The following is a 16,184-nucleotide window of genomic DNA, read 5'->3' on the forward strand; positions in this document are numbered from 1 at the left end:
CACGTCGAGGACGGCGAGTTCCTCGTGCTGGTCGGCCCCTCCGGCTGCGGCAAGTCCACCTCGCTGCGCATGCTCGCCGGCCTGGAGGACGTCAACGGCGGACGCATCCTCATCGGCGACCGCGACGTCACCACGGTCCCCCCCAAGGACCGCGACATCGCGATGGTGTTCCAGAACTACGCGCTGTACCCGCACATGACGGTCGCCGACAACATGGGCTTCGCCCTGAAGATCGCCGGCACCCCCAAGGACGAGATCAAGCGCCGCGTGCAGGAAGCGGCCAAGATCCTCGACCTCGAGGCGTACCTGAGCCGCAAGCCCAAGGCCCTCTCCGGCGGCCAGCGCCAGCGCGTGGCCATGGGCCGCGCCATCGTGCGCCAGCCGCAGGTCTTCCTCATGGACGAGCCGCTGTCGAACCTGGACGCCAAGCTGCGCGTGCAGACCCGCACCCAGATCGCCTCCCTGCAGCGCCGCCTGGCCGTCACCACCGTCTACGTCACCCACGACCAGGTCGAGGCCATGACGATGGGCGACCGCGTCGCGGTCCTCAAGGACGGCGTGCTGCAGCAGGTCGACACCCCCCGGCGCATGTACGACCACCCCAACAACGTCTTCGTCGCCGGGTTCATCGGCTCCCCGGCCATGAACCTGCTCAGCTTGGACGTCACCGACGGCGGCGTGCGCCTGGGCGACTCGGTGTGGCCGGTGGAGCGCGCCTCCCTCGCCGCCACGGGCGACAAGCTCACCCTGGGCGTGCGCCCGGAGGACCTGGAGCTGTCCGACCGCGGTCTGCCGGTGCACGTGGACGTCGTCGAGGAGCTCGGCGCCGACGCGTACATCTACGGCTCCCTGGCCCAGCCCGGCCAGGAGGACCACCAGGTCATCGCCCGCGTCGACGGCCGTCGCCCCCCGCAGAAGGGCTCCACGGTGCACTTCACCCCCAAGCAGGGTCACGTGCACCTGTTCGACCAGCACTCCGGCGAGCGCATGGGCGCCTGACGCCGCAGCTCAGCCACGCACGGGCCGCCGCCCCCGGCGCACGGGGGCGGCGGCCCGTGCCGCGTCCGGAGCCGCCACCCCGGCGCCGCTCCTGAGAGGATGACCAGCGTGAGCGCGCCCACGACCACCTCGCTGCAGATCACCGCGGCCAGGCCCTACCCCGAGCTGCTGGACCTGCCCTGGGAGGTGCCGCTCGAGGAGTGGCCGGAGGAGCACCTGGCGGCGCTGCCGCGGGGCATCTCCCGGCACGTCGTGCGGTTCGTGAAGCTGGGCAAGCGGGTGCTCGCCGTGAAGGAGACCAACGCGGAGATCGCCCACCGCGAGTACCGGATGCTGCGCATGCTCAACCGGCTCGAGGTGCCCTCGGTCCTGCCCGTCGCCGTCATCACCGGCCGCGTCGGCCACGACGGCGAACCCCTGAACTCGGTGCTGGTGACCCGGCACCTGCAGTACTCCCTGCCCTACCGGGCCCTGTACAGCCAGACGCTGCGCCCCAGCACCGCCAAGCGCGCCGTCGACGCCCTCGCCGTGCTGCTGGTGAAGCTGCACCTCACCGGTTTCTACTGGGGCGACGTGTCCCTGTCGAACACGCTGTTCCGCCGCGACGCCGGCGCGTTCGCCGCCTACCTCGTGGACGCCGAGACCGGCGAGCTCTACGACGAGCTGTCCACCGGGCAGCGCGAGTACGACCTCGACGTGGCGCGCACCAACATCGCCGGCGAGCTCATGGACGTCGTCGCCAGCGGTGCGCTGGAGGTGGACATGGACGACGTCCTCGACATCTCCGACCGCATCATCTCCCGCTACCGCGCCCTGTGGTCCGAGCTCACCGAGGCGGAGTCCTTCGAGCGCGGCGAGCGCTGGCGCGTCGAGGCCCGCATCCGGCGCCTGAACGACCTCGGCTTCGACGTCGGCGAGCTGGCCATCACCACGGACATCGACGGCACCAGCGTGCGCATCGAGCCCAAGGTCGTCGACGCCGGGCACCACTCCCGCCGCCTGCTGCGCCTGACCGGCCTGGACGCCGAGGAGAACCAGGCGCGCCGCCTGCTCAACGACCTCGACTCCTACATGGCGGCCGCCGACCGGCAGAACGAGGACGAGGAGATCGTCGCCCACGACTGGATGGCGGAGGTGTTCGAGCCGGTGCAGCGCGCCGTGCCGCGCGAGCTGCGCGGCAAGCTCGAGGGTCCGGAGCTGTTCCACGAGGTCCTCGAGCACCGCTGGTACCTGTCCGAGCGCGCCGGTCGCGACGTCGGCCTCGACGAGGCGGTGAGCTCCTACATGGCGAACGTCCTGCCGAGCAAGCCGGACGAGCGCGCCGTGCTCGGCGTCGACACCCAGGCGATCCGCGTCATCGCGGAACGCTGAGAACCCCACCCCCGGAGGACGACGTTGCCCACTGACAAGCCCCGTGTCGCGCTGACCGGTGCCGCCGGCAAGCTGGGGCAGGTCGTGCTGCGCGACCTGCTGGAGAACGGCTGGTCGGTGCTCGCGCTGGACCAGGTGCGCCCGCCGACGCTGCGCCCCGGTGACGACGCGCAGTTCCTGCGCATCGACCTCACCGACCACGGCCAGGTCGTCGAGGCCCTCGCCGGGCGCACCGACGAGCGCCCCGGCCCCTTCGACGCCGTCGTGCACCTGGCGGCGGTCCCCGCGCCGGGCCTGCTGAGCAACTCCGCGACGTTCCGCAACAACTCCGCCGCGACCTGGAACGTGTTCGACGCCGCCCGCGCCGCGGGGGTCCGGAACGTCGTGTGGGCGTCCAGCGAGACGCTGCTCGGCCTGCCGTTCGACGCCGCCGACCCCCCGTACGCGCCGCTGGACGAGGAGTACCGGGTGCGCCCGGAGTCGACGTACTCGCTCGTGAAGGCGCTGGAGGAGGAGATGGCCCACCACTTCTGCCGGTGGGAGCCCGAGCTGACGATGACGGGCCTGCGCTTCTCCAACGTCATGCACGTGGAGGACTACGCGCAGTTCCCCTCGTTCGACGCGGACCCGCACCTGCGCAAGTGGAACCTGTGGGGCTACGTCGACGCGCGCGACGGCGCCCAGGCGGTGCGGCTGTCCCTGCAGCGGACGGACCCCGGCGTGGAGGTGTTCATCGTCGCCAACGCCGACACGGTGATGAGCCGCTCCTCGGCCGAGCTGATGGCCGAGGTGTACCCCGGGGTCGAGGTGCGCGGGGAGCTCGGCGAGCACGAGACGCTGCTCGGCATCGGCAAGGCGCGGCGGCTGCTGGGGTACGAACCGCAGCACTCCTGGCGCGACCACGTCTGACGCGCTGACGCGCCGTGCGGCGCCCCCCGGCGGGGAGCGCCGCACGAGCGGGTTCAGGCCGCCGACTGCTCCGCCTGCTCGGCCTGCGCCGCCAGCAGGAAGTCCCGCAGCGCCGCGAGGTCGTCGGTGTTGATCTGGTCGACGTGGGCGGCGACCAGTTCGCGCCACACCGCCTCGCGCTCGGGGCCGGGGGTGTCCGGGGTCGCCCAGAAGCGCACCTCGCGGCCGGCCAGGTGCGCGGCCTCGACGAAGTCGTGCAGCCGGGCGCGCTCCGCCTCCGGCATCTCCCCCACGCCCTGCCAGGTGAACAGGTTGTTCCAGTTGTCGCTGATCAGCGGCATGAAGTCGGGGTCCGCCCCGCTGTTGAGGTCGCCGGAACGCCCGTCGTAACCGGCGTGCCGCACCTGCTGGCGGGCCATGAGGTCCACCGGCCGGTTGCCGGACACGACGGCGCTGACCGCGCCGTCCTCGCCGTCGTACCCCTGGGCGGTCAGCTCGTAGGTGGTGAACAGGCCCGCGTCGCGGCCGTCGTACTCGGCGAGGACCGCGTCCAGCGCCGCGTAGGTGGCGACCGCGTCGCTCTTGATGTCGACGAGCAGCTGCACCTGCTCGCCGTCGCCGTACACGCTGCCGCCGTTCTGCGCGACGATCGCGGCCAGCGGGTCCAGGTACAGCGACTGCAGGGTGCGGGCGGGGTCGAGGTCCCACGAGTCGTGGGCGACCAGGAGCTCGCCGTCCACGAGGTACACGTCGGCCTCGACGCTGGTGAAGCCGTGGTCGAGGGCGTCCAGCAGGGGGCGCTCGTGCTCGTAGTCGTTGTGGGCGTGGGCCTGCGGCAGCGACTGCACGGCCGGGGCCGGCGCGGGGGCGGCGCCGGGGTCGGCGGGCAGCGTCGTGGCGGACGCCGCGGTCGCGGTCAGCGGCAGCAGGGCCGCACCGCTGAGGACGGCGAGCAGCAGGGATCGGGTGGGGCGGCGCACGGGGCCTCCGTCGTCGAGGGGGGGGGGAACGGACGCGGACGCTACGAGGTGATCACGACGTGCCGGCGAACTCCCGGCGTCTTCCTCCCGAACACCCACCCCCGCCCCTCCCCCACTCCGGGCGGGAACGGTGGTTCCCGCCCGGAGTGGAGGGTGGAGGGGTCAGCGGTGGCGGGAGACCTCGTACAGGGCGATGCCCGCGGCGACACCGGCGTTGAGGGACTCCACCGCCCCGGCCATGGGGATGCTCACCACCTGGTCGCACGTCTCGCGCACCAGCCGGGACAGGCCCGCGCCCTCCGCGCCGACGACCACCACGAGGGGCCCGCCGGCGAGCTGGAGCTGCGGCAGCGCGACGTCGCCGTCGGCGTCCAGCCCGACGACGAACAACCCCGCCTCCTTGTACTCCTGCAGCGCGCGGGTCAGGTTCGTCGCCCGGGCGACCGGCACGCGCGCCGCAGCACCCGCCGACGTCTTCCACGCCGACGCGGTCATGCCGGCGGCGCGGCGCTCCGGCACGACGACGCCGTGCCCGCCGAAGGCCGCCACCGAGCGGACCACGGCACCGAGGTTGCGCGGGTCCGTCACACCGTCCAGGGCCACCACCAGGGGCGGACGGCCGGTGTCGGCCGCCCGGTCCAGCAGGTCGTGCGGGTGGGCGTAGTCGTACGGCGGGACCGACGCCGCCACGCCCTGGTGCACGGCACCGTCGGTGAGGCGGTCCAGGTCGGCGCGGGACGCCTCCAGCAGCGGGATGCCCCGGTCGCCGGCCGCGGCGAGGATCTCCTTGACGCGGTCGTCGGAGTCGATGCGCGAGGCGACGTACACGCCCGTGATCGGCAGTCCCGCCCGCAGCGCCTCCACGAGGGAGTTGCGGCCCGCGATCCACTCGGTCTCGCCGCTCTTCTTCGCCGTGCGCCGCGCGGGCGGACGCCCGCCGGGGCGGGGGTTGGTCGTCGCCGCGCGGTGCGCCGCCTTCGCCGCGCGCGCCGCGGCCGGGTGGCCGGTGCGCTCGGTCGCCTTCGGCGTCGGCCCCTTGCCCTCCAGCGACCGGCGGTTCTTGCCGCCGGTGCCGCTGCTCGGGCCCTTCTTGCCCCTGCTGACAGCGCCACGGCGCTGCGAGTTCCCCGCCACTACTGCTCACCCTCCAGCGTCCACCGGGCACCGGTGGACGTGTCCTCGATCACGATGCCCGCGTTCTTGAGGGAGTCGCGCACCGCGTCGGCGGTCGCGAAGTCGCGCGCGGCGCGGGCGGCCGCACGCTCCTCCAGGCGGGCGCGCACCAGGACGTCCAGCGCGTCGCGCGCCGCGTCCGAGGTTCCCGCCCGCGAGACCCACGGCTCGCTCAGGGGGTCCAGCCCGAGCACGCCGAGACCGGCGCGCACCTGCCGGTACGCCGTGAGGAGCTGCTCGTCGGTGCCGTCGGCCAGCGCCTGGTTGCCGCGCCGCGCCACCTCGTGCAGCGAGGCCAGCGCGGCCGGGGTGGCGAGGTCGTCGTCCATCGCCGCGGCGAACTCCGCCGGCACCTCGCCGGGGGCGACGTGCGGACCCACCCGCTCGGCGGTGCGGCGCACGAAGCCCTCCAGGCGGGAGTACGCCGCCTCGGCCTCCACCAGCGAGGTCCCGGAGTACTCCAGCGCCGTGCGGTAGTGCGCGGAGACGAGGTAGTAGCGCAGCACCACCGCGCGGTGCTCCCGCAGCAGGTTCGGGATGCCCAGCACGTTGCCCAGCGACTTGCTCATCTTCTCGCCGGCCATCGTCACGAAGTGGTTGTGCAGCCAGTACTGCGCGAACCCGTCGCCGGCGGCGCGCGACTGCGCCTGCTCGTTCTCGTGGTGCGGGAAGCGGAGGTCCAGGCCGCCGCCGTGGATGTCGAAGCGGCCCCCCAGGTAGCGCCCGGCCATCGCCGAGCACTCCAGGTGCCAGCCGGGACGGCCGCGGCCCCACGGGGTGGGCCACGAGGCGCTGGCCGGCTCGGTGGGCTTGGCGCCCTTCCACAGCGCGAAGTCGCGCGGGTCGCGCTTGCCGCGCGGGTCCGCGTCGGCGGCCGGCTCCATGTCCGCCAGGTCCTGGTGCGTCAGCTCGCCGTACTGCGGCCAGGAACGGACGTCGAAGTAGACGTCGCCGGAGCCGTCGGCGGCCGGGTAGGCGTGGCCGCGCTCGACCAGCCGCCCGATCAGCTCGACCATCTCCGGGACGTGGCCGGTGGCGCGCGGCTCCACCGTCGGCGGCAGCACGCCGAGCGCGTCGTAGGCGGCGGCGAAGTCGCGCTCGAAGCGGTAGGCGTGCGCCCACCACGGCACCCCGGCCTCGGCGGCCTTGGCGAGGATCTTGTCGTCGATGTCGGTGACGTTGCGCACCAGCGTCACCTCGTGCCCGGTGGCGGTCAGCCAGCGGCGCAGCACGTCGAAGGCGACCTGCGCGCGCACGTGGCCCAGGTGCGGCGAACCCTGCGGGGTGGCGCCGCAGACGTAGACGCCGACCCGTCCGGGCTGCAGGGGGACGAAGTCGCGCACCGCGCCGGCGGCGCTGTCGTGGAGGCGCAGGGTCACCCCGCCAGGCTACCGGCCGGTCACCGGCCCGCCGTCCGCTCGCCGGGGCCTCCGTCCGGCGGCTCGACTAGGGTCGGCCCATGGCCTGGACCGTTCCCGCGATCATCTCCCGCAGCAAGGGCGCTGCCGTCGAGACCGCCGACGTCGTGGTGCCCGAACCGATCGCCGGTGAGGTGGTCGTGGACGTCGCCGCGTGCGGGGTGTGCCACACCGACCTGCACTACCGCGAGGGCGGCATCACCGACGACTACCCGTTCCTGCTGGGGCACGAGGCCGCCGGCACCGTGGCCGCCGTCGGGGACGGCGTGACGAACGTGGCCGTCGGCGACGCGGTGGTGCTGAACTGGCGGGCGGTGTGCGGGCAGTGCCGCGCGTGCAAGCGCGGGGCGCCGCAGTACTGCTTCGACACGCACAACGCCACGCAGAGGATGACCCTGACCGACGGCACGGAGCTGTCCCCGGCGCTGGGCATCGGGGCGTTCGCGCCGAAGACGCTGGTGGCGGCCGGGCAGGCCACCCGCATCGACACCTCGATCTACGACGGGTCGGAGCTGGACTACGACCCGGCCGTGGCCGGGCTGCTCGGCTGCGGGGTGATGGCGGGCATCGGCGCGGCGGTGAACACCGCCCCGGTGCGCCGCGGGGACACCGTGGCGGTCATCGGCTGCGGCGGGGTGGGCACGGCGGCGGTGGCCGGGGCGGTGCTGGCCGGGGCCCGGCGCGTCGTGGCGATCGACCTCGACGACAAGAAGCTGGCCTGGGCCCGGCAGCTGGGCGCCACGCACACCGTCAACTCCCGCGGGCTGGACGAGGACGGCGTCGTGCGCGCCGTGCAGGAGGTCACCGACGGCTTCGGCGCGGACGTCGTCATCGACGCGGTGGGCCGGCCCGAGACGTGGCGGCAGGCGTTCTACGCGCGCGACCTGGCCGGCACCGTCGTCCTCGTCGGGGTGCCCACTCCCGAGATGCAGCTGCAGGTGCCACTGGCGGACGTGTTCGGTCGCGGGGGTGCGCTGAAGTCGTCCTGGTACGGCGACTGCCTGCCGGAGCGGGACTTCCCGCAGCTGCTGGAGCTGCACGCGAACGGGCGCCTGCCGCTGGAGGCGTTCGTGAGCGAGCGCATCGGGCTGGGCGACGTCGAAGCCGCGTTCGCCACGATGCAGCGCGGCGAGGTCCTGCGCTCCGTGGTGGTGATGGGCGAGTGAGCGCCCGGGTCGAGCACCTGGTCACCTCCGGCACGTTCAGCCTGGACGGGCAGACCTTCGAGGTGGACAACAACGTCTGGATCGTCGGCGACGACGCCGAGGTCGTCGTCGTCGACGCCCCCCACGACGTCGACGCGATCGCCACCGCGATCGGGGACCGCCGGCTGCTGGCGGTGCTGTGCACGCACGCGCACGACGACCACGTGCGCCGCGCGCCGGCCCTCGCCGAACGCTTCAGCACGCAGCAGCACCGGGTGCCGGTGCTGCTGCACCCGGCGGACCGCGAGGTGTGGGAGCTGACCCACCCGGGACTGGCCACCACGGACCTGGTCCCCGGCGAGGTGGTCACGGTGGCCGGCACCGACCTGCACGTGCTGCACACCCCCGGGCACACCCCGGGCGCGGTGTGCTTCTACGCCCCGGCGCTGGGCACGGTCTTCACCGGCGACACCCTCTTCGCCGGTGGTCCCGGCGCCACGGGGCGCTCCTTCTCCAGCTTCGACACGATCGTCGGCTCCATCCGCGACGTGCTGCTGGAGCTGCCGCCGGAGACGCGCGTGCTGACCGGCCACGGGGGCAGCACCACCATCGGTGACGAGGCCCCCCACCTGCAGGAGTGGATCACCCGCGGTCACTGACCGGCGACGGTGCCGGGGCGTCCCGAGTGGCGGGCGCCTCGGCTCCTGGCAGCATCGCTGCCGTGAGTGATCCCACACCGCCTCCTGCTGCGCAGAACCAGTCGCGCACGGTCAACGTCGTCGAGCGCGGCATCGCCGAAGCCGCCAAGTGGACGCTGCGCCTGCTGGTCATCGGCATCGGCGTCGCCGGCCTGCTGTGGCTGCTCGGCAAGGGCTGGTCGCTGCTGCTGCCGCTGCTGCTGGCGGTGCTGCTCAGCGCGATCCTGTGGCCGCTGGCGAGCCTGCTGCGGGCCGTGCTGCCCCGCGCGATCGCCGCCCTGCTCTCGATCCTCATCCTGGTCGCGCTGGTCACCGGCATCTTCGCCGCCCTGATCCCCAGCGTGGCCGGGCAGTTCGGTGAGGTCGCCGACTCCGCCGTCGCCGGGATCCAGCAGGTGCAGGACTGGATCAACGGCCCGCCGCTGAACCTCGGCGAGGAGGAGATCGGCGACCTCGTCAACCAGGGGCTGCAGGAGCTGCAGAGCAACGCCCAGAACATCGCCCTGGGCGTCGTCGGCGGTGTCGGCACGGTCGGGGCCAGCATCGGCTCCGGTGTGATCACGTTCCTGCTGGTGCTCGTGCTGACCTTCTTCTGCCTCTCCGACGGGGACCGGCTGCTGCCGTGGTCGCGCCGCTGGCTGGACGCGAACACCCACCACCACGCCACCGAGCTCGGCACCCGGGTCTGGGCGACGATCCGCGGCTACATCCTGTCCCAGGCGGCCGTGGCGTTCGTCGACGCGTTCTTCATCGGCATCGGCCTGTGGATCATCGGCGTGCCGTTCGCCCTGCCACTGGCCGTGACGATCTTCTTCGCGGCGTTCATCCCCATCGTGGGTGCCGTGGTGACCGGCGTGCTGGCCACCCTCGTCGCGCTCGTCACCCTCGGCTGGGTGGAGGCCCTCATCGTCCTGGGCATCGTGCTGCTCGTGCAGCAGCTGGAGGGCAACGTCCTGCAGCCGCTGCTGGTCGGCAAGACCCTCGCGCTGCACCCGGCGGTCGTCATCGGCGCCGTCACCATCGGCGGGACGCTGTTCGGCATCATCGGCGCGTTCCTCGCCGTGCCCGTCGCGGCGATCCTCACGGTGGTGCTGCGCTACGTGCACCACGTGCTCCTCCCGGACGAGCCGGAGAACCCCGCGGAGGAGCACAAGGAGAAGAAGAACCCGCTGCGCCGGGACCCCGCCGTGGCCGAGGGGCAGCCCGCCGCCACCGCTGCCGCGAAGGGCGTCCAGCCGGACGACCGCTCCTGAGGGACGCGGCGGAGCCCCCACCGAGCTCGCGGTGGGGGCTCCGCCGTGCGACGGCACGAGGCGCGGGAGGGGTTCCCGTGCTCAGACGGGGACGACGAGCGCGGTGGCGACCGCGGCGATGCCCTCGCCGCGCCCCGTCAGCCCCAGCCCGTCGGTGGTGGTGCCGGAGACGCTGACCGGTGCCCCGCACGCCGCGGACAGCACCGCTTCCGCCTCCGCGCGGCGGGTGCCGATCTTCGGGCGGTTGCCCACCACCTGCACGGAGACGTTGCCGATCTCGTAACCGGCTGCGCGCACCAGTCGGGCGGCCTCGGCGAGCAGGCGGGCGCCGGACGCTCCGGCCCACTCGGGCCGCCCGGTGCCGAAGTGGGCACCGAGGTCCCCCAGGCCGCTCGCGGCGAACAGCGCGTCGGCGCAGGCGTGGGCCGCCACGTCGCCGTCGGAGTGGCCCTCCGGGCCCAACGGCTCCCCGGGCCACAGCAGCCCCGCGACGCGGCACTCGCGGCCGGCCGCGAGCGGGTGCACGTCGACGCCGGTGCCCACGCGGGGCCAGGCGGTGCGGTCGGCGCTCACGCGCCCCCTCCCCTCAGCAGCGCCTCGGCCAGGACCAGGTCCACCGGGCGCGTGATCTTGAAGGCGGCGTCGTCGCCCACCACGGTGAGCACCTCGTGGCCGAGCGCCTCGAGCATCCCGGCGTCGTCGGTCGCCGGTGCGGCTCCGGTGGCCGCCTCGTGGGCGCGGCGCAGCGGACCCGGCGCGAAGCCCTGCGGGGTCTGCACCGCGACGAGCTCGCGGCGGTCCACCGTCTCCAGCACACGACCGGCGGCGACGCGCTTGACGGTGTCCGAGACGGGCAGCACGGGCACGACCGCCACGCCACCGGCGCGGACCGCCTCGACGACCGAGCGGAAGACCGACGGCGGGGTCAGGCACCGGGCGGCGTCGTGCACGAGCACCACGTCGACGTCCTCCGGCAGCGCAGCCAGGCCGCGGCGCACGGAGTCCTGCCGTTCCGCTCCCCCGATCACGACACGGAGGTCCGGCAGCCCCAGGGGGGCGAGCAAGACGTGCACCCGCTGCTGCTCACCCTCCGGGGCGACCACCACCACGACGTCGACGACGCCGGAGTCGAGGGCGCGCCGGAGGGCGTGCACGAGCAGGGGTTCCCCGGCCGCGGCCACGAGAGCCTTGGGCAGGCCGGCCCCGAGACGTTCGCCCCGGCCGGCGGCCGGGACGACGAGAGCGCAGGTCAGGAGGCCAGGACCTCGTCCAGCAGGGACTCGGCCTTGTCCTCGTTGGTGTTCTCGGCCAGGGCCAGCTCGGAGACGAGGATCTGGCGAGCCTTCGCCAGCATCCGCTTCTCACCGGCGGACAGGCCGCGGTCCTGGTCGCGGCGCCACAGGTCGCGCACGACCTCGGCGACCTTGATGACGTCCCCGGACGCCAGCTTCTCGAGGTTGGCCTTGTACCGGCGGGACCAGTTCGTGGGCTCCTCCGCGTACGCGGTGCGCAGGACCGAGAACACCCGGTCCAGCCCCTCGCGACCGACGACGTCCCGGACGCCGACGAGGTCGACGTTCTCGGCGGGCACTTCGATGGTCAGGTCGCCCTGGGCGACCTTGAGCACGAGGTAGAGCTTCTCCTCGCCCTTGATGGTGCGGGTCTTGATCTCCTCGATCAGTGCAGCCCCGTGGTGGGGGTAGACGACCGTTTCGCCGACCGTGAAAGCCATAGAACGTGACCCCTTTCCCTGACTCGAGATTACCACGCCGAGCAGCGGCCGGGCACCCTTCGCGACCGCGTTTGCGCAGGTCAGAGGCTCGAAGGCGGGCCGCACCCCCCTTGACACGACCCGATCCACGTGCTTCGCGCGCGCAGGGCCGGGGGTTCCCCACCCCCCGGAGCAGCCCCCCGGACCGGCCCGGCAGCCCGCGGCGGCGGCGACACCCCGCGGCACCGGCACCCGGGTGGACGGCTACGACTCCCGGTAGTCTGAGCGCGTGAAGCTCCGCCAGCGCGCCGCCGTCGCCCTCGTCACCGTCGCGAGCACCCTCGGTGTCGCGGGGTGCTCCACCTTCTCCCCCGCGGTCGTCCTGCGGCCGTACGACCCCAGCGACGGCAAGAACGTCACGGTGGCCGGCGTGGAGGTGCGCAACGCCCTCGTCGTCGCCAGCGGTGTCGACGAGCCGGGCGTGGTGTCGGTGACGCTCGTGAACTCCACCCTCGAGGACGTCTCGGTGACGGTGTCCGCCGACGTCGGCGCTGGGCAGGCGCCCACGGAGACCTTCGCCATCAGCCCGGGCCGCCTGGTGCAGGTCGGCGCTCCCGCCGCCGTCGGGGAGCCTGCCGCCGGGGCGGCCGACCCGTCCGACGCCGACGAGCTGCGCCCGGCCTGGGTGCAGATCCCGCAGGTGCCCGTCTACCCGGGTGAGACGTTCCCGCTGACGTTCCAGGTCGCCGGGGAGTCCGTGGAGGTCGACGCCCCCGTCCTGCTGCCGTGCTTCGAGTACGCCCCGATCACGCCGACCGCGGCGCCCGACCCGGGCGTGGAGACGGCCGCCGCGGCCCAGGAGGGCGTGGAGTGCGGTCCCCCGCTGGGCGAGGAGGGCACGATCCGCGAGGGGCAGGCCGGCGAGCACTGACCCGCCGGTCGCCGCGGGCCCGAGGGACCCGCGGCGACCGCCCGCTCACCCCTCGAACTTGTAGCCCAGCCCGCGCACCGTCACCAGGTGGCGCGGGTTGGAGGGGTCCGGCTCGATCTTGGCGCGCAGGCGCTTGACGTGGACGTCGAGGGTCTTCGTGTCGCCGACGTAGTCCGAGCCCCAGACCCGGTCGATGAGCTGCACGCGGGTCAGCACCCGGCCCGCGTTGCGCAGCAGCATCTCCAGCAGCTCGAACTCCTTCAGCGGCAGCGGGACCTGCTCACCGCGCACGGTGACCACGTGGCGGTCCACGTCCATGCGGACCCCACCGGCCTCGACCGTGGTCTGCACCAGCTCCTCCGGCTCGGTGCCGCGGCGCAGCACCGCGCGCACCCGCGCCAGCAGCTCGCGGGAGGAGTACGGCTTGGTGACGTAGTCGTCCGCGCCGATCTCCAGCCCGACGACCTTGTCGATCTCGGAGTCCTTCGCGGTGAGCATGATCACCGGCACGCTGGACCGGGCGCGGAGCTGGCGACACACCTCCGTGCCCGGGATGCCCGGGAGCATGAGGTCCAGCAGCACCAGGTCGGCACCGGCCCGGTCGAACTCCTCCAGCGCCGCCGGACCGGTGTCGCTGACCGCCACGTCGTAGCCCTCCCGCCGCAGCAGGTAGGACAGCGGGTCGGAGAACGACTCCTCGTCCTCGACCACCAGGATGCGCGTCACGGTCGAACCTCCAGGGGTGTGTTCTCCGGGGTCTGTCCCGGAGAGCGTCGGGAAGGACCCGCGGCGCCGCGCTGCGCGCGCCGCGGGGGGTCGTGGGGCTCGGCGACGGCCGGCGCCGGCGGCCCGTCGGCCGCGGGGGTCGCCGCCGGCGCCTCCGGCAGCCGCAGCGTGAACGTCGAGCCCTCCCCCTCGACGCTCCACACCCGGACCTCACCGCCGTGCTTGCCGGCGACGTGCTTGACGATGGACAGGCCCAGCCCCGTGCCGCCGGTCAGGCGCGAGCGCGCCGGGTCGACGCGGTAGAAGCGCTCGAAGATGCGCTCCAGGTCCGCCGGGCTGATGCCCACACCGCGGTCGGAGACGGCGATGTCCACGGCCGCCGGGGTGGCGCCCTCCTCCCCGGACGCCGGCCGCACCCGGCGGACCTCCACCACGACGCGGCTGCGCTCCGGGGAGTAGGCGAGGGCGTTGTGCACCAGGTTGCGCATGGCCGTCACCAGCAGCTCGCGGTCGCCGCTGACGAGGACACCGCGCTCGCCGGCGACCACGATGTCCGACTCGCGCTGGTGGGCCACCGAGGAGCTGCGGTCGACGGCCTCGGCGACGAGGACGTCCACCTCCAGCAGCGTCGCCTCCACGACGTTCTCGGCCGCCTGCAGGCGCGAAAGGTCGATGATCTCCTGCACCAGCTGGGTCAGCCGCTTCGACTCCCGGCGCATCCGGCGGGCGAAGTGGCGCACCGCCTCGGGGTCGTCGGCGGCGTCCTCCACGGCCTCGGACAGCAGCGACAGGGCCCCCACGGGGGTCTTCAGCTCGTGGCTGACGTTGGCGACGAAGTCGCGGCGCACCGCCTCGACGCGCCGCGACTCGGTGCGGTCCTCCAGCAGCAGCAGCACGTGGCGCGGCCCCAGGGGGGAGACGCGGGCGAGCACCACGGCCGGGGGGCGGCCCAGCCCGGGCGCGAGCTCCACCTCCATCTCGCGCACCCTGCCGTCGCGGCGGCAGGCGCGGACCATCTCGCGCAGCTGGGCGTCGGTGACCTCCCGGCCGGCCACGACGCCGGCGGCGTAGGAGGCGGCGCTGGCCTTGACGACCTCGTCGGTGGCGTCGAGCACGACCGCCGAGGAGCGCAGCGCCATGAGGACGTCGCTGACACCGGGGGGCACGCCCACCGGTTCGCTGGGGGCGGGCTCGTGGTGCTGCAGCCGTTCGGAGACGCGGAAGGCGAGCACGCCGGCCGCGCCGGCCAGCACGCCGGCGGCGGCGGCGATGCTGCTCGAGATGTCGCCGACCACGACACCAGCCTAAGGTTGGCCGAGACCCCTGCTCCGCGCAGCCGGGCCCCCCGGCCGCCGCGGCGCGAGGTGTTCACGCCCAGGGGGGCGTCCGTTCACGCGGACCTGGGAACCTCCAGGGCGGCGGGACCCGCAGCGGGCACCGCCGAACAGCAGCTCGAGAGAGGCAACCGTGCGCGACGTCTACCACGACGAACTGGTCCACCTCGTCGACACCCTCGTCGAGATGACGAACCTGGCGCGCTCGGCCATGTCCCGCGCCACGACCGCCCTGCTCGACGCCGACCGCGAACTGGCCGAGAGCGTCATCACCGCCGACCAGCGCATCGACTCGCTGCAGCAGGACCTGGAGGAGCGCTCCCTGCAGCTCCTGGCGCGCCAGCAGCCCGTGGCGACCGACCTGCGCGTGGTGGTGACCGCGCTGCGGATGAGCACCAGCCTGGAGCGCATGGGCGACCTCGCCCGGCACGTGGCCAAGCTCGCCCGGCTGCGCCACCCCGAGGCGGTCGTGCCGGCCGAGTACCGCTCCACCGTGCTGCAGATGGCGCAGGTGGCCGAGCGCATCGTCACCAAGGCGGGCAGCGTGATCGCCTCGCGGGACGTGGCCATGGCCGCGGAGCTCGAGACCGACGACGACGAGATGGACCGCTTGCACCGCAGCGTCTTCGAGCAGCTGATGGCGCGCAGCGGCGCCCAGCCCACGGAGGTGGCGGTGGACCTGACGCTGTGCAGCCGCTACTACGAGCGCTTCGCCGACCACGCCGTGTCCGTGGCGAAGAACGTGACGTTCCTGGTGACCGGCTCGCACGACGCGCCGCAACCGGACGGTCTGCCGCTGGTCGGCTGACCGCCGCCGCGCCGCGTGCCGGTGTAGCGTCGAGGGCGTGGAGTCCCTCCGGCGTCGGCCCCGCGCAGCGGGAGGGGCCCTGGCCGTCTGCGCGGCGCTGGTCCTGGTCGGCTCCGGGTGCTCCGGCGACGAGGTGCCCGGGCCCGCCCCCACGACGACCACCGTGGAACCCACGCTCTCCCCGACGCCGGGGACCGCCGGCTCCACGACCACGTCCCCGGCCTTCGCCTGCTCCGCGGTGCAGAGCGCGCAGGAGGAGCTGGACGGTGCCTTCGCGGCGGAGCTCGAACGGCTGGACGTCCCGCGCGGCGACCCGCGCGCGCAGTCCGTGTACGCGCTGGTCACCACGGAGGAGGGCCCCTCCTACTACGCCTCCGTGCTGGCCGTGGCGCCGCCCGAGCTCGCCGAGGAAGCGCGCCTGGTCCTGGACTACTACGAGCGCCTGGCGCAGGAGGCGGGCGACCTGGCCCCGGCCACCGGCTCCGCGGCCGACCTGGCCGCGGCCGTGGCGGAGCTGGACCGGGCCGTGGCCGCCGTCGACGACCCTGCCGCCGGCACGGCCGCCGTGGAGGCCCAGGAGCGGTTGCAGACCGCGCTGACCCGTTCGTGCAGTGGGGAGGCCGACGACGCCACCCCCTCCGGCACCGCCACCCCGGTGGACGGGGCCACGACGACGAGCACGGCGCCGGCCGCGACGACGAGCGTCACGACCGGCGCCTGAGCGTCCT

Annotated in this window: 17 protein-coding genes; 9 read left to right on the forward strand and 8 right to left on the reverse strand. The window is 74.1% G+C overall.

Going from position 1 to position 16,184, the window contains the following annotated elements:
* From MN205_RS08795 to MN205_RS08805, 3 genes are all read left to right on the forward strand, one after another.
* Nucleotides 1-999 (forward strand): ABC transporter ATP-binding protein (locus tag MN205_RS08795; protein WP_242126351.1); only part of this gene is annotated, 999 nt, incomplete at its 5' end.
* A gap of 99 nt (nt 1,000-1,098) precedes the next feature.
* Nucleotides 1,099-2,370 (forward strand): DUF4032 domain-containing protein, encoded by a 1,272-nt coding sequence (locus MN205_RS08800; RefSeq protein WP_374115893.1) that lies wholly within the window; start codon nt 1,099-1,101, stop codon nt 2,368-2,370.
* A gap of 24 nt (nt 2,371-2,394) precedes the next feature.
* Nucleotides 2,395-3,279, forward strand: a complete 885-nt coding sequence (locus MN205_RS08805; protein ID WP_242126356.1) for an NAD(P)-dependent oxidoreductase — start codon at nt 2,395-2,397, stop codon at nt 3,277-3,279.
* Between the two features lie 53 nt (nt 3,280-3,332).
* Here the strand turns inward: MN205_RS08805 and MN205_RS08810 are convergent, their stop codons facing one another.
* The 3 genes from MN205_RS08810 to cysS all read right to left on the reverse strand — a co-directional run bounded on the left by MN205_RS08810 (nt 3,333) and on the right by cysS (nt 6,811).
* Nucleotides 3,333-4,205, reverse strand: a complete 873-nt coding sequence (locus tag MN205_RS08810) for a phosphatidylinositol-specific phospholipase C/glycerophosphodiester phosphodiesterase family protein (protein ID WP_374115896.1) — start codon at nt 4,203-4,205, stop codon at nt 3,333-3,335.
* Between the two features lie 216 nt (nt 4,206-4,421).
* A complete protein-coding gene (gene rlmB / locus MN205_RS08815; protein ID WP_242126360.1) occupies nt 4,422-5,393 on the reverse strand; it encodes a 23S rRNA (guanosine(2251)-2'-O)-methyltransferase RlmB in 972 nt (323 codons plus the stop codon).
* The gene (cysS, locus tag MN205_RS08820) at nt 5,393-6,811 is read right to left on the reverse strand and encodes a cysteine--tRNA ligase (protein WP_242126362.1); all 1,419 of its coding nucleotides are present in this window, start codon (nt 6,809-6,811) and stop codon (nt 5,393-5,395) included. The genes rlmB and cysS overlap by 1 nt, the downstream gene beginning before the upstream one ends.
* Before the next feature lie 80 nt (nt 6,812-6,891).
* Here cysS and MN205_RS08825 point away from each other — a divergent pair, with 80 nt between their 5' ends.
* The 3 genes from MN205_RS08825 to MN205_RS08835 all read left to right on the forward strand — a co-directional run bounded on the left by MN205_RS08825 (nt 6,892) and on the right by MN205_RS08835 (nt 9,946).
* Nucleotides 6,892-8,016, forward strand: coding sequence for an S-(hydroxymethyl)mycothiol dehydrogenase (locus MN205_RS08825; protein ID WP_242126363.1), 1,125 nt, complete (start codon nt 6,892-6,894; stop codon nt 8,014-8,016).
* The gene (locus tag MN205_RS08830) at nt 8,013-8,654 is read left to right on the forward strand and encodes an MBL fold metallo-hydrolase (protein WP_242126365.1); all 642 of its coding nucleotides are present in this window, start codon (nt 8,013-8,015) and stop codon (nt 8,652-8,654) included. Before MN205_RS08825 ends, MN205_RS08830 begins: the two co-directional genes overlap by 4 nt.
* Before the next feature lie 62 nt (nt 8,655-8,716).
* On the forward strand, nt 8,717-9,946 hold the full coding sequence (locus MN205_RS08835) for an AI-2E family transporter (RefSeq protein WP_242126367.1): 1,230 nt from the start codon (nt 8,717-8,719) through the stop codon (nt 9,944-9,946).
* An 81-nt stretch (nt 9,947-10,027) separates the two neighbouring features.
* Here the strand turns inward: MN205_RS08835 and ispF are convergent, their stop codons facing one another.
* The 3 genes from ispF to MN205_RS08850 are packed head-to-tail and all read right to left on the reverse strand — an operon-like array spanning nt 10,028 to nt 11,678.
* Complete coding sequence (ispF, locus tag MN205_RS08840) at nt 10,028-10,519, reverse strand: 2-C-methyl-D-erythritol 2,4-cyclodiphosphate synthase (protein ID WP_242126369.1); 492 nt, start codon at nt 10,517-10,519, stop codon at nt 10,028-10,030.
* Nucleotides 10,516-11,199: a 2-C-methyl-D-erythritol 4-phosphate cytidylyltransferase gene (gene ispD / locus MN205_RS08845; RefSeq protein WP_255818582.1), complete on the reverse strand. Its 684-nt coding sequence runs from the start codon at nt 11,197-11,199 to the stop codon at nt 10,516-10,518. The genes ispF and ispD overlap by 4 nt, the downstream gene beginning before the upstream one ends.
* Nucleotides 11,196-11,678: a CarD family transcriptional regulator gene (locus MN205_RS08850; protein WP_167581000.1), complete on the reverse strand. Its 483-nt coding sequence runs from the start codon at nt 11,676-11,678 to the stop codon at nt 11,196-11,198. Before MN205_RS08850 ends, ispD begins: the two co-directional genes overlap by 4 nt.
* Before the next feature lie 268 nt (nt 11,679-11,946).
* On the opposite strand from MN205_RS08850, the gene MN205_RS08855 reads away from it, so the two are divergent.
* Nucleotides 11,947-12,588, forward strand: a complete 642-nt coding sequence (locus MN205_RS08855) for a hypothetical protein (RefSeq protein WP_242126371.1) — start codon at nt 11,947-11,949, stop codon at nt 12,586-12,588.
* A 45-nt stretch (nt 12,589-12,633) separates the two neighbouring features.
* On the opposite strand, the gene MN205_RS08860 is transcribed toward MN205_RS08855, so the two are convergent.
* Nucleotides 12,634-13,314, reverse strand: a complete 681-nt coding sequence (locus tag MN205_RS08860; protein ID WP_242126373.1) for a response regulator transcription factor — start codon at nt 13,312-13,314, stop codon at nt 12,634-12,636.
* The gene (locus tag MN205_RS08865; RefSeq protein WP_242126375.1) at nt 13,311-14,609 is read right to left on the reverse strand and encodes a cell wall metabolism sensor histidine kinase WalK; all 1,299 of its coding nucleotides are present in this window, start codon (nt 14,607-14,609) and stop codon (nt 13,311-13,313) included. Before MN205_RS08865 ends, MN205_RS08860 begins: the two co-directional genes overlap by 4 nt.
* Nucleotides 14,610-14,781: 172 nt before the next feature.
* On the opposite strand from MN205_RS08865, the gene phoU reads away from it, so the two are divergent.
* Together phoU and MN205_RS08875 are read left to right on the forward strand one after the other, a co-directional pair.
* On the forward strand, nt 14,782-15,456 hold the full coding sequence (gene phoU, locus MN205_RS08870; protein WP_242126377.1) for a phosphate signaling complex protein PhoU: 675 nt from the start codon (nt 14,782-14,784) through the stop codon (nt 15,454-15,456).
* A gap of 37 nt (nt 15,457-15,493) precedes the next feature.
* Nucleotides 15,494-16,177, forward strand: a complete 684-nt coding sequence (locus tag MN205_RS08875; RefSeq protein ID WP_242126378.1) for a hypothetical protein — start codon at nt 15,494-15,496, stop codon at nt 16,175-16,177.
* Nucleotides 16,178-16,184 lie beyond the last annotated feature (7 nt).

Source organism: Kineococcus sp. TRM81007, assembly GCF_022669155.1.
Lineage (GTDB): Bacteria > Actinomycetota > Actinomycetes > Actinomycetales > Kineococcaceae > Kineococcus.